The sequence below is a fragment of the Lactobacillus panisapium genome (assembly GCF_019469265.1).
In the GTDB taxonomy this organism is placed as follows: domain Bacteria; phylum Bacillota; class Bacilli; order Lactobacillales; family Lactobacillaceae; genus Lactobacillus; species Lactobacillus panisapium.
In genome coordinates, this window is record NZ_CP048268.1 from 1,300,508 (window position 1) to 1,320,544 (window position 20,037).

Genomic DNA, 20,037 nt, shown 5'->3' on the forward strand with positions numbered 1-20,037 from the left:
TTCTCCTTACTTCAAATACTCAGGAATGCGACCATTTTCAATTTCTGACCGCATTAATAGGTAATCATCATAACGACTTTGCAAAAATTGTTTTTCTTCTACTAATTTTTTCACTTCACATTTAGGCTCTTTTAAATGCTGACAGCCCCTAAACTTGCATTTAGCACTTGCTTTTTTAAATTCAACAAAATAGTTGCATAATTCATTAATTTTAATCGGCGTAAAATCAAGTGCGGAAAATCCCGGAGTATCAGCCAAAAAGCCCTCACCCAATTTAAACAACTGGACAGTTCTAGTCGTATGCTTACCCCGATTCAAGCTAGTAGAAATTGCTCCTGTTTTCTGTTTAAGGTCTTTTTTCAGGTGGTTAATTAGGGTGGATTTCCCGGCACCCGATTGTCCAGCCAGTGTCCAGATTTGCGCAGAAGTAATGGCTAAGGGTAACTTAGCAGCCAAATCTTCCCATTTGTAGTAAACAGGGTAACCAATTTTGACATAGTAAGCTAAGCTTTTACTAATCTCATTAAACCTGTTTGCATCGATCAGGTCACTTTTTGAAAGGTAAATGCTAACTGCCACTTTTTGCCAAGAGAAAAAGGTTAAATAGCGATCAAGCAGCTGCAAGGAAAAATCAGGCTCAACTGCCGACATTACCAATAAAACGTGATCAACATTGGCAAGAGCTGGACGACCGATCAGATTCGTTCGTGGTAAAACTTCGACTAAGTAACTTGTTCCTTGCTCATCTATTTGAATTTTGACGCGATCACCCACAACAGGCTTCATTTTGGTTTTCCGAAAAAGTCCGCGTGCTCGTGTCCGCACAACTTGATCCTTAGTTTGAACATCATAAAAACCGGCAATTAAGCCAATAATTATTCCTTCAGTCTGCTTCGTCATTTAGTCACCTTTTCATTCAGGATGGTTTGTCCATCGCGAACAACTCGTAATTCACCAGAATGGTTCTTCAGCAAAAATGGAATTGAGAAATTAACATCCCGCTTAATGTATAAATCACGATAAATATTATCAATCGAATGATTATCATCCGCAATATAAATCTGAACGTGATTGCCGCGCTTGTTTGATGAGTCATCGTCATCATCGTCTTCATAGGTAATCGTAAACGTCTTAATAACCGTAGAGTCTCTTTCAGCCTTGGGCCCTTCCGAAACACTCACAACAATCGTACTTCCTCTAGGAACCTCTGTACCAGCAGATGGACTCATCGAAATGATATTACCCTTTTTCACCCGTTTAGAATACGTTGGTGTGACTTGTAAAATCAATTCATGTTTATGAGCGAATTCTTGGACGGCCTTAAGAGAATAATTTTTAAAGTTAGGTAGTTTTACACTCTTGCGCCGATCATTGTCATCTCTACCTTTAGAGACAACTAACGTAATTGTTGTCCTTGCCGGTTTTACTTCAACATCTGCCGCAATACTTTGCGAAATTACGTGGTTGACGGGAACATTATCTGAGAATTGATTTTCGCGAATAACGTCAAAGCCCATTTTTTCTAACTTATAGACGGCTCTTTCATATGCCTGTCCGGTTACATCAGGTACGCGGACCATTCCCACCCCGTCTGACACATAAATATCAACGAAGCGACCTTTCTTCAAACTTTTTCCTGCGCTTGGAGAAGTTCGAATGACTTTCCCGCGTTTGATACTGTTAGAATTTCGGTGCTTAATTTGTCCCACTTTGAGACCGACATTTTCAATTTGTTGCCGGGCACGGTCTTCCGATAAATTAGTCACATCTGGAATTCTAATATCATTGCGACTATTATTAGTAACAACAAAAAACATTAAGACGACTACTAAAATTGCTGCCAAGCCAACAAATAGCCACCACCATTTGTGATTGCGCAATGCTTGAAAAAAGTTTGTCTTTTTAGGTAATTCTTTTTCTTCGTTTTGCTCAATCTCATCTTCAACCTTTTGCTCAGTTGACTTTAGCTTAGACTTAGCATTGAAATTAGGCAAAATAATAGTTTCATCGTCATTGACACCATGAGTCGGTTCAAAAACGGGTTCATCTGCGCGGGCTGGATCTAAACTAGTATCAAGATCTGATTGCATTTCCCTAGCAGAAGCATACCGGTCACGCGGGTCTTTGGCTGTTGCTTTTAGCACAACATTTTCAAGTGCCTGAGGCACATTTGCATCTTTTTCCTTAATAGAAGGAATTGGCTCCTGGGCATGCTTAAGTGCAATCGCGACTGCCGAATCCCCGTTGAACGGAACCGAACCGGTTATTAATTCGTAAAGAATAATACCTAAAGAATAAATATCAGACTGCTTAGTAATTAAGCCGCCACGAGTCTGCTCGGGCGACATATAATGAACAGAACCAAGAGCAGAATTAGTTTGGGTAATTGAATTTTGATTCAGGGCTACAGCAATCCCAAAATCCGCTATTTTAATATTTCCCCTTTTATCCATGAGAATATTTTGCGGCTTTAAGTCACGGTGAATCACATTATGCTTATGAGCCAATGCCATCGCACTTAAAATTTGATCCATAATTCGGATAACATCATGCAAATCTAGGGGCGAATTTTGTAATATATAGTCCTTTAAGTCTGGGCCATCAACGTATTCCATTACCATATAAGGTAATCCCTGATCAGTACCGACATCGAGAACCATGACAATATTTGGATGACTTAGTTCACTAGTCGCGAGGGCTTCACGCTGAAAACGAGCCAATGTCTGCGGTTCTTTTTGCAAATCCAACCTTAAGATTTTAACTGCTACTTTGCGCTGCAAAATGATGTCTTCTGCTAAATAAACATTAGCCATTCCACCTTCACCCAGCGTATCAAGGATGCGATAACGGTCACCTAATAAATATCCTTTATTGATCACTAGTCATCACCGCCTTCATTTAGCACTAGGCAAACTGTGATATTGTCTCCACCACCTAAACGATTAGCCTCATTAATTAATTTATGACAACGGTCTTTAAGCGATAAGCCCTTAGTAGCCAAAATTTGTTGAATTTGCGGATCGCTTAAGGAATTGGTCAAACCATCAGTACACAATAATATCAGGTCATTATCCTTTAAATCGATTTGACAAAACTCAGGGTCAACCGTACTGGAAACACCTAGTGATTGCGTAATGATATTTTTTTGTGGGTGATTTTTTGCTTGTTGCTTGGTAATCTGACCCATTTTCACTAATTCATTAACTAGTGAGTGATCTTCTACTAATTGTGTAAATTGACCATCAGAATAGCCATAAGCCCTTGAGTCACCTAAATGAGCAATCAGGGCTTGGTGATCGAATACAATTGCTAAAACAATTGTTGTCCCCATTCCATTTAGATCAGGAAAGCGATCAGCGGTGCGCAAGATTGTTTCATTTTCAGAGCTCAATTGCACATCCAGCCATTTATGCGCACTAACACAATCGTTAAAATCAGTCATGCTAAAACTATGTCCGAGATGACTGACAGCCATCGTTGAGGCAACATCCCCACCTTGGTGGCCACCCATGCCATCACAGACAATCGCCATTGTTACATTACTTTTATTTTCAAAAACTTGAACAAAATCTTGATTACTTTTCCGTATCCGACCAATACTGGAAGCAAATGCTGTTTTTATCAAAACTTTAACCTCGCATCACAAACTTGGCAATGAAAAAGCCGTCACTATTATAACTATCAGGTAAAATTTTAAGCATCCCATTTGGAGCTTCAAGATTACCTGCTTTAAAAGACTGTAACCGATATTTAGAATGCTGCTCTAAAAATTTCTCGACTACTTCTTCATCTTCTTCAGTAGCAATCGTACAAGTTGAATAAACCAATTCACCACTTTCATTTAATAGCTTAGACACGTGGTCAAGAATATTCAACTGAATTTGCTGTAATTGTTTTAAATCAGCTGGATGTTTATTATACCTAATTTCCGGTTTTCGTCTTAACAAGCCTAAGCCGGAACATGGCGCATCAACTAAAATTTTATCAAATTGTTGTTGGTCAAATGATTCATCGGCTTTACGAGCATCCATAGCCATCGTTTTTACGCGGTCAATTACATTCATTCGTGTCGCGTTTTGACGAACTAAGCGAAGCTTATTTTCATGGATATCCAAGGCAATTACTTGACCAGTAGGTATTTTTTCAGCTATTTGAACGGTTTTACCACCCGGTGCACTACATGCATCAAGAACATTCTCATCACCAATAAAGTCAAATGCACTTACAGCCAAACTAGCAGCTTCATCTTGAACTGTCAATTCGCCTTTCTTGAACAAAGTAGAATTTACGATACCACCTCGACTAAGAACAAAGACATCATCAGACAATTGTGATCTTTGTGGTGCAAAATCAAGTTCTGTTAATTTAGAAAATACCTCATCAGGATTAGCTAAACTAGAAACGCGCACTGTATTCTTCGCGGTTTCATTAATGCTGGCTAAAATACTGCCAGCGCGCTTTTCACCCCAGTGACTAATCAGATATTCTACTAACCATTTAGGCGTGCTCTCTTTTACACTTAAATAATGGACTAAATTATTTTTTTCAGGTAAAACAGTCCCTCTGCGAATTAACGAACGCAAGATACCGTTAATGATTTTGTATCCAGTCGAATTTTTTTTGCCAAATTTCTTTGCTAGCAAATTCGCCTCGTTTAAAACGGCACGATCAGGAACTTTATCCATAAAAATGAGCTGATAACCCGACATTAGAAGTAACGGCTTCAGATACTCTTCCTTAAGTTTAGTTTTAATTAAATCCTGTAATTGATAATCCAAAAAGATTTTATATTGAACCGTACCATAAACTAGTCTTGTGGCAAAATTACGATCAGCTTGTGATAGATTCGTTGATCGCAAACTATTATTTAAGCTGATATTGGAGTACGAACCATCACACAAAATACGAATTAAAGTTTCTAATGCAACTGCGCGCGCACTTTTATTTAGCAATTTGATCTCCTACTTTAAATTTACCACCTTGTCCGTTTAAAAAGCTTTTGACATCCATTCTCTTCTTGCCCGCTGGCTGAATCTCTTTAAGCTCTAAAACTGTTTTCTTAGCCATACTAATCGCAAAACAATTATTGTTTGCAACCAAGGAGCCCGCTGGTAAATCAGTTGTGGTAGAACTAACAGCAGCCTGCCAGACTTTTAGTCGTTTACCATCAACAAGTATGTAAGCACCTGGATCGGGATTAAGTCCACGAATCAGGTTATTAGCCTGCGTTGCGGTCATAGTGAGTTTGATTTCTTCCTGGGCTTTACTAATATTAGGTGAAAAAACCACTTTACTTGCATCTTGTGGCGTTTTTTTAGACGGATCAGCAATTATCTGCGGCAAAGTTTGCAGTAATAAATCACGACCAACAATCGACAACTTAGCAAAAATACTGCCAGTTGTGTCATTATCCGCAATTTTGATGGCTTCTTGGGCATAAATGTCACCAGCATCCATCTCTTTTACCATTTCCATGATAGTTATTCCGGTTTCGGTATCACCGTTTATTAATGAGTACTGAATTGGTGCTCCACCACGGTATTTTGGTAAAAGCGACCCGTGTACATTAATAGCCGCAATTTTAACCGAATTTAAAAACTTGGTAGGCAAAAATTGACCGTAAGCAGCAGTAACAATTAAATCAGCGTGCATTTGAATTAGTTCTTCCACTTCAGGTGAGCGGGAAAGCTTTACTGGTTGGAAAATTGGTAGTCCCAAACTTTCAGCGGCAACTTTTACTGGCGTCTTGGTCAGTGTTTGCTTGCGACCAACCTTTTTATCAGGTTGAGTAACAACGCCCTTAATTTCATAGTCATTTGCAACTAGTCCCTTTAAGATTGGAACTGAAAATTCAGGTGTCCCCATAAAAATTACTGATGTCATTTATAAATTTCCCCTTTACATTATGCGTTCAGGTTCATTATCAATATAGATATTTAAACCATATTTTTTAACTTTTTGTGCAGAATCTTGAATTTGGTGCAACAAATTGTTCAAATTGTCCTCTTTTTTATATTTTACCAGTATTTGATAGTAATATTGGTTTTTTAGACGAGAAATTGCACTTGGCGTTGGACCTAAAATGATTGTTTCCGAATGCAGATGACTCTGAAGTTGCTTTTTTATCCTAAAGGCTTCGCGCGCAGCATTTTGTTCATTTTTAGATGCGACTGAAATCAAAACCGTGTAAAAATACGGGGGATAGTTTCCAGCATGCCTAACCCGCATTTCATACGCATAAAAATGCTCATAATCCTGTTTTTTAGCTAGTTTAATAGCATAGTGATCTGGATTAAAAGTTTGAATAATGACCTCGCCCGTTTTTTCAGCACGTCCAGCACGTCCAGCAACTTGTGTGAGCAATTCAAAAGTGCGCTCAGAAGCGTTATAATCCGGGACCCATAATCCTGTGTCCGCATTTACCACGCCTACTAAGGTAACATTTGGAAAATCAAGCCCTTTTGCGATCATTTGCGTTCCCAGCAATATATCTGCTTCATGATTACCAAACGCATCCAAGATATTTTTATAAGCACCCTTGCGTCTTGTAGTATCCACATCCATTCGCAATACTTTGGCTTCGGGCAGAAGTTCATTCAATTCTTCCAGCACCTTTTGTGTACCTGTCCCAAGAAACCGAATTCTGCTACTTTTACAATTAGGACACTCACGCGGAATTGAAGTCGAGTAGCCACAATAATGACACTGCATTTGGTGCGTATCCTTGTGCATCGTTAACGAGAGGTCACAGTTGGGACACTTCATAACATAACCACATTCGCGGCAGAGCATAAAGTTAGCAAAACCGCGGCGATTAAGCATTAAAATTATTTGCTCATGCCTAGCTAATCTATCCTCAATTGCTTTCACTAATTGGACAGACAAATCTAGCTGATTTCCTGCAAAATCAGCTTGCTTAAGATCTACTAAATGAACTTCAGGCAGTTTTTTATTATTTGCCCGCTGCGGTAATAATAATAACTGATAAACACCCTTTTGTGCTCGCGCACGACTCGAAAGAGAAGGCGTTGCACTGCCTAACACTAACGGACACGAATTATACTTGCTACGCCAAATTGCAACATCACGGGCATGATAGCGCGGATTATCCTCTTGCTTATAAGAAGATTCATGTTCTTCATCAATTACAATTAACCCGATATTCGTTAATGGTGCAAAAACGGCACTGCGTGCGCCAACAACTACGCGAACTTCTCCGCGGCGAATTCGGCGCCACTCATCGTACAATTCACCTTCTGATAACCCACTATGCAAGACGGCAATTTGATCTCCAAAGCGATCTTTAACTTGTTCAACCATTTGGGGAGTTAATGAAATTTCCGGTACCAGCATCAAGGCATTTTTACCGAGAGCAAGGGTTTTACTAATCGCATTAAGATAGACTTCAGTTTTCCCACTGCCAGTAATTCCTTCCAACAAAAAGGTTTGTGCTTTTTTGTTTTCAATGGCAGGGGTGATTTGAGCTAAAGCAGCTGTTTGATTATCATTTAATACAACTTGATGATGGTTTTTAGTAGCTGTTGCAAAACCAGCTAGGGGATCACGGTATATTTCTGCCCGATCTTTACGTAACCATCCTTTGTTCACAGCACTAGTAAGAGTCGCCGTGTTAATTTCAGCCTGTTTTTCTATCAAAGTTTGTTTCAACGGAAACTCATCATAATGCTGAATCACAAACGTAAGCAGCTGTTTTTGTTTAACCGCGTTACTTCTGAGTTCTTCATAAAAAGCAAGATAATCTTTTTGCGCTAACGGTAGCGAATAAACGTTTTCCGTTTTTACTTTAGCACGATTTTCAACGATGTATTCAACCTTGGCCTCATCATTGCGAAGAAGTTTACGGATATACGCAATTTCACGATTATCAGTAACTTTAGTTAAATCAATTGGATCACCTTGAAAAAAGGGTAACGCCTTTGCTTGATCAGAAACCGGTGTTAATACTTTACGGTAATTTGCCCGCATCACTCGCGGAAGCATGGTTTTTAAAATTGAAATGCGATAAGAAAATACTCGCTTTGCCAGTGCCTTGGATAGGTCCACTAGTTCATTTGTTAATGGCGGCATTTCATCCACTACTAAAAGCAAATCTTTCAGCTGACCTTGATATTGACTTTTTTCACTTAAACCTACAACAAAGCCCTGCAACTTGCGTGAACCGAACGGAACAAAAACGCGAGAACCAATTTCGACTTCATCTAGTTCATCTGGAACATGATATTCAAAAATGCGGTCTGTTTGCTTTGCCGCAATATCTACAATTATTTGCGCAATCATTAAATCACCTTTAGTAAAAATGACCTCCATCTCATTGGGATGGAGGTCATATAATTTAACCGATTACTGATTAACCTCACGATGACTTGAATCGACGGTAACTTTGCCGGCTTCAATCTCTTCAAGGGCTTTACCAACTGGCTTTTGTGATTTGTATTCTTTTAATGCCTCTGGCTCGCCAGCCTCTAACTCATGTGCTCTCTTGGCAGCAAGTACAGATAAAGAATAGCGTGAATCAACTTGTGCCAATAATTTATCAATTGATGGGTATGTAACTCTCATTTTAATCCTCCCTGACCATCTTACGATAGGTATCAATTACTCTTTTAACGCTAACGTGTTCTGCATCAACAATTGCCTTGATATGATCAACGGCGTTAGCAACAGTATCATTTACAACTGCATAATCATAATCTTGCATAACTAAGATTTCATTACGTGCCTGCTTAATTCGACCCATAATGACATCTTCAGATTCTGTTCCACGATTTTCTAAACGCAAGTGTAAAGTGTGCAAATCAGGTGGTGTCAAGAAGATAAAAACACCATCTGGCATTTTTTCTCGCACCTTTTGAGCACCATTAACGTCAATTTCCAGTAAGACATCCTTACCTTCATTCAACATCTTTTGAACAGGATCAAGCGGTGTACCGTAAAAATGATTTACGTAATTATTATATTCTAAAAGCTTCCCCTGGTTAATAGCTTCCTGAAATTGCTCTTCACTAACAAAATAATAATCTCGACCATCAACTTCACCTGGTCGCGGCTTCCTCGTAGTCATCGAAACCGAATATTCGAAAGGAAAAACCTTATTTTCTACAATTGCACTTTTAACGGTACCTTTTCCAACTCCTGAAGGACCCGAAAGGACAAGTAACAAACCTTTTTCTGCCATGCCATACTCCCCTATAAAAAGCTAATATGTCTAGTTTGCACTAAATGCGCAAGTTTTTCAAGTTCGATCATTATTGTTGTATTATACTTTGAGCACAAGTTTACACTCTTAAACAAAAAACTTTAAATAAAAAGCTTGTTTTTCGAAACAAATGTTCTTATAATATAAATAGTCAAACAGATGTTCGAAATTTACTGAGGGTTGATTTGATGAAAAACTCACTTAAGAAAATCTATCATTACTTATTTGATTATGACGACGACAGACTGAGTATCTATAATCAGTTTCACAGTGAAATATTATCTTCTTTACAATATGCCTTATTGCATCGCGCCTACGCTTTAATCAGCTATCAAGATGGCAGTAGCGAAATTGGCCAGATTACTAAACAGGTTTCGGCCGGCAGGTTCGTTTTAAGATCGGCTGACTGTAAATTACTGAAAGTAATCGACCTGGACAATATTTTCAGAATTGATTTGGATTAAGGTTTGTTAATTTAACTATAAAATATTATGCACTAAAAAAGCTCAAGAACTTAATGGAGTTCTTGGGCTTTTCGTTGTTTTACTTTCTTAATTTAAATAGAAAGTTTCACTTTTAATTTGAAAACCTGCGTTTTGGTAGGCATGAATTGCCGCTTGATTGTCCGGTTCCACATCAAGAACAAACTTTTTCATACCTTTTTCTTGTCTTATTGCCATCATTTTTTTAATAAAAAACGTGGCATAGCCGTGACCGCAAAAGTCCTTAGCAACAAACAGACCAAAGAAATAATCAGATGAGCCAGGATCAATAGCGCAGTAGCCAACAATCTTGCTATGATCAGTTAATACAAAATTGATTTTTTCTTTATCTTTAAAGCCTTCAGTAACATATTTCGTTGACGATTCAATGCTTTCAGCAAATGCTTCGCTATATAAGTCAACAACCGTTTTGATATCACTTTTGGTCATTTCACGAACTGCCAAAACTTGATTGAACATATCTTCTTTATCGATTGACTTTGGATTGGTAGTTTCCATGTGGTAATCATGATCATCAATTTTTAAGTTCGTATTCTTTAAAAAATCCGGATTATTATCAATAAATGGTTTTTCAGAAACAAAACAATAATCAAAATAACCATATTTATTCATGATTTTTTCTGCCCGCTTTATCATTTCCCTTGCAATACCTTGCCGGCGATATCTAGGACAGACTTCCACGTGCACTTCAACTTCGTCAGTGGGCTTTTCATCAGCATATAACATTGTCAATCCAACCATCTTGCCATTATCAAGCGCATAGACAAATGTTGGCATGTCGGGAAAATAATTATATTGGTTACTTAAATAAATTTCATTATATGTGCTGTCTTCTGCACGTACACTGGCGGTTAGCTTTTGGGCAAGTAAAATTTCAGCTTCATTAAGAGTTACCTTTTCAAAGTATTTCATTTTTTCTTTTTAAAACTCCTCATTAGGTCTTTCGCATTTTGCTTCGCCGCTTGGGTAACATCGCTTCCAGCCATCATTTCCGCAATTGCAGTTACAGTTTCTTCTTGTGTCAGTGGCCCAATTTGCGTATAAGTTGCGCCATCCTTAACTTGTTTAGCTACCAGATATTTTTGGTCACTAGCGGCCGCTACTTGCGGGGAGTGCGTAATCGCAATCACTTGCTTGTGTTCACCAATTGAATGCAATTTTTCACCAATAGCAGCCGAAACCCGACCAGAAACACCCGTATCAATTTCGTCAAATATCATTGTGCCTACAGGTTCTACACGGCTAAAAATAGCTTTAAGTGCTAAGATCAAACGTGATTGTTCACCACCAGAAACTATTTTAACTAACGGTAACAAATCTTCTCCGGGATTAGGTGCAATTAAAAAGACAACTTCATCCGTTCCCTTTTTAGTAAAAGTCTTAGTTGATGAAATAGCAATTGCAAACCGCGCTTTAGCCATATATAGGTCTGCTAATTCCTGCTTTATCTTTTCTTCAAGTGAACGGGCCACCTTTTCACGAGCTTGGTGCAATTTATCAGCTCTTTCGGTCAATTTTTGCTCTATTGCAGTAACACTTTTTTGCAGCTTTTCTTCGTCTAAACCGCCCGTTTGATATTGACCTAATTCTTTTTTGACTTTTTCATAAAAAGCAAAAACATCTTGTAAACTCGGTCCGTATTTTTTCTTCAATGAATTAAGCAAGTCCAACCGATTGGTTACGTACTGGAATCTTTCTTCATCAAAGTCCATTTCATCCAAGACATTTGAAAGCTCACTGCGGGCATCACTCAATGCATAAACACCATCGTCAATCGTCTTAGCAATGTCTTTAAATTTACTGCCATACGTAGTCAAATCATTAGCTGCTTGCTGTGCGTTGCCAACTAAGGTTTCAATCCCATGTTCTTCATCATCATAAAGCTGCATCAAATAATTAGCAGTATCGACAATTTTTTGATAATTGTTAAGCTCGTTATATTCTTCTTCCAGCTGTTCGTCTTCGTTAGGATCAGTCAAATTTGCTGAAGATAACTCCTCATTTTGAAAGGTTAAGATATCCTGCTTTTGGGCTAGTTCTTGTGCATCACTTTTTAAGTGGTTTAACCGGTCCGTTAATTTTTGCCAAGTTACAAACTCATCTTGATACTGCTTTAGCTGGTCTTTAAATTCATCCGAAGCATAATTATCGACTAAATCAATTTGACGATCCTGGTCCATTAGAATTTGTTGATCATTTTGACCATGAATATCAACAAGGTAGTTACCAAGCTCACGTAACACGTTAATGGTCGTCAACTGTCCGTTAATTCGAACAACATTTCTGCCCTTAACTGCTAACTCACGACTAATAACCAGTTGACCATCTGAATCAGGTAAACCGTATTTTTCACATAAATTGGTTATTTTTTGAGAGTCTTCCCCAATTTCAAAAAGACCGGTTACTACAGCCTTTTTTTCACCGCTTCGAACCATTTCTTTTTGCCCACGGCCACCCATTAGCAATGAAACAGCATCAATAATAATTGATTTACCTGCACCAGTTTCACCAATTAAAACCGTCATGTGTTCTTGAAAACGAACTTTTAACGCTTTAATAATAGCAAAATTCTTAATATCCAGCTCAACTAACATTGTCTTCTCCTACAATTCAGAAATTGCCCGTCTAACAACGTCTTCAGGTGTTTGCGTCCACAAGCACTTGCCACCATTTGCCTCGTTTTTTTGCAAATGAATCAGAAATTCGATATTTCCCTTACCACCTTTGATGGGGGAATAATCAACATCTAAAACATTAAAACCAATCTCACGTGCTTTTGCCACTGTGTGTTCAATAACAGCGCAGTGCACAGCATGATCATGGACAATGCCATGCTTACCAACGTTTTCGGGACCCGCTTCAAATTGCGGCTTAATCAAGCAAACAGCATCACAGCCATTTTGTAGAATCTGATACATTGGGGGCATGATTAAATCCAGCGAGATAAAGGATACATCAGTCATCGCAAAGTCAGGCAACCCAAGAGTAAAATCTTCTGGTTTACTATAACGGAAATTTTGCTTTTCCATTACAACCACACGTTGATCATCCCGTAATTGCCAGGCAAGCTGATTATAACCAACATCAAGTGCATACACTAGTTTGGCATGATTCTTTAACGCCACATCGGTAAAGCCACCAGTTGAAGCGCCAATATCCAAACATATTTTATCAGTTAGATCAATCTTGAAAGATTTTAGTGCTTTTTCGAGCTTAAAACCACCACGGGATACGTATTTTTTACCAGAATCTTTAAGGTAAAATTTTTCATCGATAGGAAAACTAGTCCCACTCTTATCAATTCGTTGGTGATTATGATCTGAAACTAGGCCAGCCATGATTGCACGCTGTGCCTGATTTCGTGAATGAAAAAGTCCCTGCTTGGTCAGTAAAATATCTGCTCTCTCTTTTGTCATTTAAAGCACCTTTTGGTATAAATCAAGAAAACCAGCTAAAATTAGGCCATTTAATCCAACCAATGTTGACTTGGCATGAATGGTTAAACGTAATAATTCTTGGCGACTTTTTTCAACTCCTAAAACTGTCAAAGTGTTATTTTTGCCACTTTCTTGATCTTTATGAGTCTTTTTACCTGCTTCTTGACTTGTTTCAGTAATATCTACCAGGTCATCATAAATTTGATATGAGCGACCAAAATCTTTTGCAAAGGCCAGTAATTTGGCTTTGCTTTGCTCATCAGCTTCAGCGTAGACAGCGCCCATTTCAACACAAGCTTCGATTAAGCATCCGGTCTTAAGCCATTCCATCCGATCAATCAGTTTTTCATTATCAGCAACAGCTTGGTTATTAGTTGAGTCAATATCCAAATATTGACCACCAACCATGCCATTAGCGCCAATTGCAGCGGTAATAATTTTAACTAATGCAATTGAATTACTTCCTTCAGCAATCCACTGAATGCCCAAAGGTAGCAGTGCATCCCCAGCTAAGATAGCTTCAGCTTCACCCCATTTGCGGTGACTAGTAAGCATGCCACGACGATAATCGTCATTATCCATGGCTGGAAGATCGTCATGAATTAATGAGTATGTATGAATTAATTCAATTCCACAACTGATCTGTATCTCCTTTGGTCCGATTTCTTTACCTAAGGAATTAATTGTTGCCAGAAAAAGCAGTGGCCGTAATCTCTTTCCACCAGCCATTACCGAATAAGACATAATTTGACTAATTTGCTTGTCATCAATATCTTCTTTTAAATGGGTAGCTAAATACTCATCGATGACACTTGTCCATTTGTTCTTAAATTCTGTAAAGTTCATTTTTATTATTCTTCCGGTGCTGCAGCATTATTAGGGTCAAGTTTATGCTCTGTGCCATCACTATCAATTAACTTAGCGACAGTTTCTTCCGCCTCAGTCAAGCGCTTATTTAAATCACGACTTAACTTAACGCCAGCTTGAAATTCATCAAGAGCGTCTTCCAAAGGAACATTACCATTTTCAAGGTTATTGACAATTTTTTGTAATTGCGTCAGTTCTTCTTCAAAATTATTTTTCTTGGTTGTCATTGTCATTTCTCCTAGTTGTTTTTACAATTGCTTTTGCTTGGCCATCTTTAAAATGAAGATTCACTTCATCTTTTACATTGACTTGTTCAATTGAACCCACAGTTTTGGCTGCAGTGTCAGTTACATACACATAACCACGCTCAAGTGTTTTAAGTGGGCTGTAATCATCAAGTTGTTGCCCGAGTTGAGCAAGCTGATGCCGTTTTTCGCGTAACAAGTTGCGCATATTAGCATTTAATTTTTGATAGTAAAAATTCTCTTGCTGTAATATCTGCTCAATTCTTTTAGCCGGATTCTGCGCAAATAATTTTTGGGTACTTAATTGATAGCTTTGCCTATTTCTCTCAAGCAGATGTGTCATATTACGTTGAAGTCGATCACGTAAAAGATCCAAAGTTTGTGCTTGTTCATCGTACAATCTAGCCGGTTCGCGCATAATAACAGAATGATTGATCCGATTCAAAGCATCGCGCCGAACACGAATAACATTTTGCATACTAGAAAGCATACTACTTTGCAACTGATGAATATTGGCTAATTCATCGGTTAAATTAGGTGTTGCATATTCTGCAGCTGCAGTTGGAGTGGCAGCACGTGCATCAGCTACAAGATCACAGAGAGTTGTATCAGTTTCGTGACCAACTGAAGAAATAACTGGCATTTTCATGTCGTAAACTTGCCTAACGACGGCTTCTTCGTTAAAAGGCCAGAGATCCTCTAAGGAACCACCACCCCGACCAATTATCATGACATCATATTTATCACCATAATTAGCGATTTGCTTCATTGCGCTTACTAAGGAATCTGCTGCTCGGTCACCCTGTACCTGTGCAGGAAACAGATCCACTTGTGCATGAGGAAAGCGGCGATTAGCAGTTACTAAGATATCATGAATAACTGCACCAGAGGCACTAGTAACAACAGCAATATGATCAGGAAACCGTGGGAGCGGTCGCTTATGCTCTTGAGCAAATAAACCTTCCTGGGCTAATTTCTTTTGCAATTGCTGCAACTGCTCATACAAAGCCCCTAGTCCAGCTGGTTCCATTGCTTCAGCATAGAACTGATATGTCCCTTGAGGGCCATAAACATTGACATACCCAGTGATATAAACTTTCATTCCCTCTTCAGGCTTAAACTTCACCTTATCAAAATAAGAACGAAACATAACAACATTGATTTTTGATTTTTCATCTTTTAAAGAAAAATATTGGTGTGAATTCCGTCTGTAACGAAAGTTAGAAAGTTCACCTTGAAGAAAAACCTTATGCAAATACGGATCATTTTTAAACTTTTGCGTAATGTAATAATTTAAATCCGTAACGGTAAGATATTTGCTATCTTCCATTTTTCCTCCTTGTCAATGCGACTACCTGTTCCATTAATGATTCAACGGTCAATGGTCCGATTCCACCTGGGACCGGTGTAATGTATTTTGCTTTTGGCAAAACCCCTGCAAAATCAACATCACCAATTGTTTTTCCATTTTGCCGGTTGATGCCAACATCGATTACGACGGCATCATCTTTTACCATATCTGCTGTAATCAGACCTGCTTGACCAGCGGCAGAAACTAAAATATCAGCTTTTCTGGTGTATTCATCAAGATGTTTCGTTTTCGTATGTAAAATTGATACTGTGGCATCACGCTCAAGCATTAATGCAGCAAGTGGCTTACCAACAATACTACTACGGCCAATAATTACAACATTTTGTCCACGCAGATCAATCTGATAGTAATCAAGTAAAGCCAAAATTCCGTGAGCAGTTGCCGGTTCAACAAAATGATCTCCCCGCCATAGACGGCCGACATTACTTGGTGTGAGACAATCAACATCTTTACTTGGACTGATGTGCTCTAATGCTTCATTAAGATTAATTTGATCTGGAACAGGTAACTGAATCATGATTCCGCAAACTTTTTCATCTTGATTTAAGCGATCAATTAAAGTTAATAAGTTATTCTGGGTTTCATTTTGTGCAAGTTGATACACTTGTTGCTCAATTCCAACTTCCGCAGCCCTTTTTTTCTTGGTTTTCAAGTAAAGCTGACTACTGGGATCATCACCAATATTAATTACACAAAAAAGAGGATTTAGCCCGCGTTTTTTTAAATCCTTTACTTTTTCTTTAAGTTTACCAGCACGTTTTTGCGCCAGCAACTTTCCATCCAGCAATTGTCCCACTACAAATTCCTTTTCTAAAAAAATAGCCGGCCTCTAGCCGACTATTAGTTATTTTTTGATAAAGTTTGCCAAAATACCGTTAATAAATGGCTTTGTTTTAGGATCGGCAAATTCATCACATAAGTTTAAAGCTTCATTTACTGCCGCTTTAGGCTCTATTTCATCACTGTACTTAATCTCGTATAAACTAACTTCCAAAATTGCAAGTGAAATTTGGTTAATTCGGTCAATTCGCCAATTTTTCTTTAAGTAAGCAGCAAGTTGGCCTTTTAATTCATCCCGCTTTTCAATTACGCCTTCAATAATAGTTTTTGAATAAGCAGAAAGTTCTTTCAGATCAAGCATCGCAACAGTTTTAGCTTCAACTTCGGCAGGAGTATATTTAGGCTCTTGATTAGCTAAATATACTGCTTGCATTGCAACTCTACGACTCTTGTGTTGATTCATTTTTACCCTTTTCATCAATGTCAGAGAACAGTTGAGAAGTTCCACTATCATCCTGTTCTTCTTCTGGAAATACCAAGCCGATAACATGAACGTTAATTTCTTTAAGGGTTAAATCAGTCATTTGAAGAACCTGACTCTTTAACGACTTTTGAAGCTCCTTGGCAATTTTAGGTACGTTACAACCAGCTTCAAAGCTAACATAAACATCAGCAATCAAATCGCCCTCATCATTGACTCTGATTTCGATCCCACGGCGACGATCTTCACGACCTAAAACCCAGTTAATCCCAGATCTAACGTTACCATGCATTTCGGCAACACCGTCAACTTTTTCGGCAGCAATGCCCATGATAACTTCGAGAACACTAGGATCAATTTCGATTTCTTCACCGTTATTTTTATCATTTAAGACAATTTTTGAACTATCTGCCATTTTGTTTTACCTCAAAAAAACTACTTATTTGTTTGCACGAGATACGTAACTACCATCGACTGTATTGATAACTAAAACGTCACCTTCATTAATAAAGAATGGGACATTTACAACAAGGCCAGTTTCCATTGTAGCAGGCTTACCACCACCAGAAGAGGTGTCGCCTTTAATGTTCGGCTCAGTCTTTGCAACCGTCAATTCAACGGTGTTTGGCAATTGGATTCCTAAAGTTTTGCCTTCATGCATAATGACACTGACATCCATATTTTCTTTTAAATATTTTGCTTCGTCAGTAATTTGATCATTCGGAATAGCCAACTGATCATAAGTTGTCGTATCCATGAAAACATAGCTTGAACCATCATTGTACAGGTATTGCATTCCCTTAGTTTCAATTTCTGCAGTTTCAACTTTTGCAGTTGACCGGAATGTATATTCCTGAACAGCACCGGTATTCAAACTCTTAAGCTTTGAACGAACGAAAGCACTACCCTTACCAGGTTTAACATGTTGAAATTCAACAATCCGCCATAAGTCGTTATTATACTTAATGGTTAGGCCATTCTTAAATTCGTTAACTGAAATCATTGTCATATTAAGTACCTCATCTCCATAATAATATCTTACCAATTCATGAATGATTTTACTATCAATAATATTTAACTTTATAAAGAAATTAATTCATCTTTGGGCAAAGTTGATAATGTTTCTGGTGTTTGGTCATGAACAAGGATGTCATCCTCAATGCGAACGCCACCTTTATTAGGCAAATAAATTCCTGGTTCTACGGTGTGAACCATATTATTAACTAATTTTTGCTTTCCAAATGGTAGCGCAGGCTGACACAGTTCGTGTATTTCTAAGCCAATGCCATGACCGATTCCGTGACCAAAATATTGGCCATATCCTTGCTCATTAATATAATCTCTTGCAGCTTGATCAACATCTTTGCCGTAATTACCAGCTACCGCAGCTGCTATACCACGTCGTTGAGCTTCATGAACAATTTCATAAATTCGATACATTTCATGGTCAACCTTACCCACTGCAACTGTTCTAGTGATGTCAGCCGCATAGCCATGGTAAAACGCACCAAAATCAATTACGACCATGTCACCATCTTCGATCATTTTATCACTGGCAACACCATGGGCCCAAGCAGAGCGGACACCAGACGCAATAATCGTATCAAAGCTGGGACCATCGCCACCATTGATTTTAAACAGATAATCGAGCTTAGCTCCAATATTGCGTTCAACTGCACCAGGTTTGATTAAAGGCAGAATACCGTTAAAACTGTCCATCGATACGTCAATTGCATGACGTAAAGCGTCAAGTTCAAGGTCATCTTTAACATTGCGAACTCGTTCTACCAGTTCTTCGCAAGTCGCAAACTCAATTTGCGGATTCAATTCTTGAAGATGCGCAAATTCAATTGCTGAAACAAATTCGCCTTCAATTAAGACCTTATTTAAATTTAGAGCTTTTAGCTGGTTGCTAATTTCTTCATCCTGATTAGCTTTTTTCATAATGACTTTTAATTCGCCAGGAGCTTCGAACTTAATCTGATCAGCAAAGCGGGAATCAGATAATAAGATTCGGTCGCCTTGGGCGGTTAAAATCAATTGTGCTTCTTCACCAGTAAAATTCGTCAAATAACGGTAATTAGCCTGATTGAAAATCAAGATTGCATCAGCATTTTGCTCTTTTACTAATTTTGTTACTTCATCAATACGTCTATTTAACAGAGTTAATAATTCGTCTTGCTCAGTCATTGCTAGTACTCCTTACCTAAATACTTGAACTAATTTTACCGCGAAAGCCTGATAGATAACTAGCTAATTAAATTAAATATTATCAATTTAAAAACAGAAAAAAGACGAGAAGCACATGCTTTTCGTCTTCTTATTAAGAACTAAATTACTTAGCTTCTTCTTCAACTGGGATAACAGAAACTTGCTTTCTGTATTTATCCTTACGTTCAAATTTAACTACACCATTTACTAATGCAAATAATGTATCGTCTCCACCTTGACCAACGTTCTTGCCTGGGTGAATCTTAGTACCACGTTGACGATAAATAATCGTTCCAGCATGGATAGTTTGACCATCAGCAGCTTTAGCGCCTAAACGACGACCAGCTGAGTCACGACCGTTAGCAGTAGAACCTCCACCCTTGTGGTGGGCAAATAATTTAAGATTTAAAATATTCATTATCTCTTTCACCTCTAGCTTAATTCAATCTTTTCAACTGTAACCTTAGTATAAGGTTGACGGTGACCATATTTTGAATGTGAGTGCTTCTTAGGCTTGTACTTGAAAGTTACAACTTTCTTTTCCTTACCTTGTTTCTCAACTTTAGCAACTACTTTGGCACCCTTAACAAGTGGAGCACCAACTTTAACGTCGCTACCATCAGAAGTTAAAATTACTTGATCAAAAGTAACTTCCTTACCTTCTTCAACGTCAAGCTTTTCTACAAAAACACTATCGCCTTCAGCAACTTTATATTGCTTACCACCGGTTTTAATAATTGCGTACATTTACTGCCCTCCAAAAAAAATACTTAGACTCGCCAATTGAGGTGCTTTCTTTTAGTAAAAGACTTCTTACCTCAAAATGTGCGGTTGCAGATGTGAAGGTCTCCACACATACAACTATTTCATATTACTACTCTAAGAGCAATTTAGCAATATAAATCAATCTTATTTCGCTAATTT

22 protein-coding genes and 1 other annotated feature are annotated in these 20,037 nt (G+C 38.2%); of the genes, 1 reads left to right on the forward strand and 21 read right to left on the reverse strand.

From position 1 onward, the window contains the following. Window positions 1-6: 6 nt before the first annotated feature. The 8 genes from rsgA to gmk all read right to left on the reverse strand — a co-directional run bounded on the left by rsgA (window position 7) and on the right by gmk (window position 9,196). Window positions 7-900, reverse strand: coding sequence for a ribosome small subunit-dependent GTPase A (gene rsgA, locus GYM71_RS06120; protein WP_220219825.1), 894 nt, complete (start codon window positions 898-900; stop codon window positions 7-9). Next, window positions 897-2,879 (reverse strand): Stk1 family PASTA domain-containing Ser/Thr kinase, encoded by a 1,983-nt coding sequence (gene pknB / locus GYM71_RS06125; RefSeq protein ID WP_220219826.1) that lies wholly within the window; start codon window positions 2,877-2,879, stop codon window positions 897-899. Before pknB ends, rsgA begins: the two co-directional genes overlap by 4 nt. Continuing rightward, complete coding sequence (locus GYM71_RS06130) at window positions 2,879-3,625, reverse strand: Stp1/IreP family PP2C-type Ser/Thr phosphatase (RefSeq protein WP_220219827.1); 747 nt, start codon at window positions 3,623-3,625, stop codon at window positions 2,879-2,881. The genes pknB and GYM71_RS06130 overlap by 1 nt, the downstream gene beginning before the upstream one ends. Before the next feature lie 4 nt (window positions 3,626-3,629). After that, window positions 3,630-4,952, reverse strand: coding sequence for a 16S rRNA (cytosine(967)-C(5))-methyltransferase RsmB (gene rsmB / locus GYM71_RS06135; protein ID WP_244986804.1), 1,323 nt, complete (start codon window positions 4,950-4,952; stop codon window positions 3,630-3,632). Further along, entirely contained in the window at window positions 4,942-5,883 is a 942-nt protein-coding gene (gene fmt / locus GYM71_RS06140; protein WP_220219828.1) for a methionyl-tRNA formyltransferase, read from the reverse strand. Before fmt ends, rsmB begins: the two co-directional genes overlap by 11 nt. A 15-nt stretch (window positions 5,884-5,898) precedes the next feature. Beyond that, window positions 5,899-8,298: a primosomal protein N' gene (priA, locus tag GYM71_RS06145; protein WP_220219829.1), complete on the reverse strand. Its 2,400-nt coding sequence runs from the start codon at window positions 8,296-8,298 to the stop codon at window positions 5,899-5,901. 63 nt (window positions 8,299-8,361) lie between these two features. After that, window positions 8,362-8,580, reverse strand: a complete 219-nt coding sequence (gene rpoZ, locus GYM71_RS06150) for a DNA-directed RNA polymerase subunit omega (RefSeq protein WP_103751808.1) — start codon at window positions 8,578-8,580, stop codon at window positions 8,362-8,364. Between the two features lies 1 nt (window position 8,581). After that, window positions 8,582-9,196 carry a guanylate kinase gene (gene gmk, locus GYM71_RS06155; RefSeq protein WP_103751809.1) on the reverse strand — a complete coding sequence of 205 codons (615 nt, stop codon included), beginning with the start codon at window positions 9,194-9,196 and terminating at the stop codon, window positions 8,582-8,584. A gap of 209 nt (window positions 9,197-9,405) precedes the next feature. Between gmk and GYM71_RS06160 the strand changes: the two genes are divergently transcribed. After that, entirely contained in the window at window positions 9,406-9,681 is a 276-nt protein-coding gene (locus tag GYM71_RS06160; protein ID WP_103751810.1) for a hypothetical protein, read from the forward strand. Window positions 9,682-9,768: 87 nt separating this feature from the next. Here the strand turns inward: GYM71_RS06160 and GYM71_RS06165 are convergent, their stop codons facing one another. From GYM71_RS06165 to rplU, 13 genes are all read right to left on the reverse strand, one after another. After that, the gene (locus GYM71_RS06165) at window positions 9,769-10,632 is read right to left on the reverse strand and encodes a GNAT family N-acetyltransferase (RefSeq protein ID WP_220219830.1); all 864 of its coding nucleotides are present in this window, start codon (window positions 10,630-10,632) and stop codon (window positions 9,769-9,771) included. Beyond that, window positions 10,629-12,314, reverse strand: a complete 1,686-nt coding sequence (recN, locus tag GYM71_RS06170; protein WP_220219831.1) for a DNA repair protein RecN — start codon at window positions 12,312-12,314, stop codon at window positions 10,629-10,631. Before recN ends, GYM71_RS06165 begins: the two co-directional genes overlap by 4 nt. 9 nt (window positions 12,315-12,323) lie before the next feature. Then, a complete protein-coding gene (locus GYM71_RS06175; RefSeq protein WP_220219832.1) occupies window positions 12,324-13,136 on the reverse strand; it encodes a TlyA family RNA methyltransferase in 813 nt (270 codons plus the stop codon). Beyond that, on the reverse strand, window positions 13,137-14,003 hold the full coding sequence (locus GYM71_RS06180) for a polyprenyl synthetase family protein (RefSeq protein ID WP_103751814.1): 867 nt from the start codon (window positions 14,001-14,003) through the stop codon (window positions 13,137-13,139). Window positions 14,004-14,008: 5 nt separating this feature from the next. Next, window positions 14,009-14,251: an exodeoxyribonuclease VII small subunit gene (locus GYM71_RS06185; protein ID WP_103751815.1), complete on the reverse strand. Its 243-nt coding sequence runs from the start codon at window positions 14,249-14,251 to the stop codon at window positions 14,009-14,011. Next, window positions 14,232-15,599 (reverse strand): exodeoxyribonuclease VII large subunit, encoded by a 1,368-nt coding sequence (gene xseA, locus GYM71_RS06190; RefSeq protein ID WP_220219833.1) that lies wholly within the window; start codon window positions 15,597-15,599, stop codon window positions 14,232-14,234. The genes GYM71_RS06185 and xseA overlap by 20 nt, the downstream gene beginning before the upstream one ends. Next, window positions 15,589-16,437: a tetrahydrofolate dehydrogenase/cyclohydrolase catalytic domain-containing protein gene (locus GYM71_RS06195; protein WP_220219834.1), complete on the reverse strand. Its 849-nt coding sequence runs from the start codon at window positions 16,435-16,437 to the stop codon at window positions 15,589-15,591. Before GYM71_RS06195 ends, xseA begins: the two co-directional genes overlap by 11 nt. Before the next feature lie 48 nt (window positions 16,438-16,485). Next, a complete protein-coding gene (gene nusB, locus GYM71_RS06200) occupies window positions 16,486-16,884 on the reverse strand; it encodes a transcription antitermination factor NusB (RefSeq protein WP_103751818.1) in 399 nt (132 codons plus the stop codon). Next, window positions 16,862-17,317, reverse strand: a complete 456-nt coding sequence (locus GYM71_RS06205; protein WP_220219835.1) for an Asp23/Gls24 family envelope stress response protein — start codon at window positions 17,315-17,317, stop codon at window positions 16,862-16,864. Before GYM71_RS06205 ends, nusB begins: the two co-directional genes overlap by 23 nt. Before the next feature lie 24 nt (window positions 17,318-17,341). Beyond that, window positions 17,342-17,911: an elongation factor P gene (gene efp, locus GYM71_RS06210; protein ID WP_103751820.1), complete on the reverse strand. Its 570-nt coding sequence runs from the start codon at window positions 17,909-17,911 to the stop codon at window positions 17,342-17,344. A gap of 71 nt (window positions 17,912-17,982) precedes the next feature. Next, window positions 17,983-19,092, reverse strand: coding sequence for a M24 family metallopeptidase (locus tag GYM71_RS06215; RefSeq protein ID WP_220219836.1), 1,110 nt, complete (start codon window positions 19,090-19,092; stop codon window positions 17,983-17,985). Window positions 19,093-19,237: 145 nt separating this feature from the next. Then, window positions 19,238-19,531 carry a 50S ribosomal protein L27 gene (gene rpmA, locus GYM71_RS06220; RefSeq protein WP_046307181.1) on the reverse strand — a complete coding sequence of 98 codons (294 nt, stop codon included), beginning with the start codon at window positions 19,529-19,531 and terminating at the stop codon, window positions 19,238-19,240. A gap of 14 nt (window positions 19,532-19,545) precedes the next feature. After that, on the reverse strand, window positions 19,546-19,860 hold the full coding sequence (rplU, locus tag GYM71_RS06225) for a 50S ribosomal protein L21 (protein WP_103751822.1): 315 nt from the start codon (window positions 19,858-19,860) through the stop codon (window positions 19,546-19,548). 15 nt (window positions 19,861-19,875) lie between these two features. Next, window positions 19,876-19,956, reverse strand: a sequence feature (ribosomal protein L21 leader region). Window positions 19,957-20,037 lie beyond the last annotated feature (81 nt).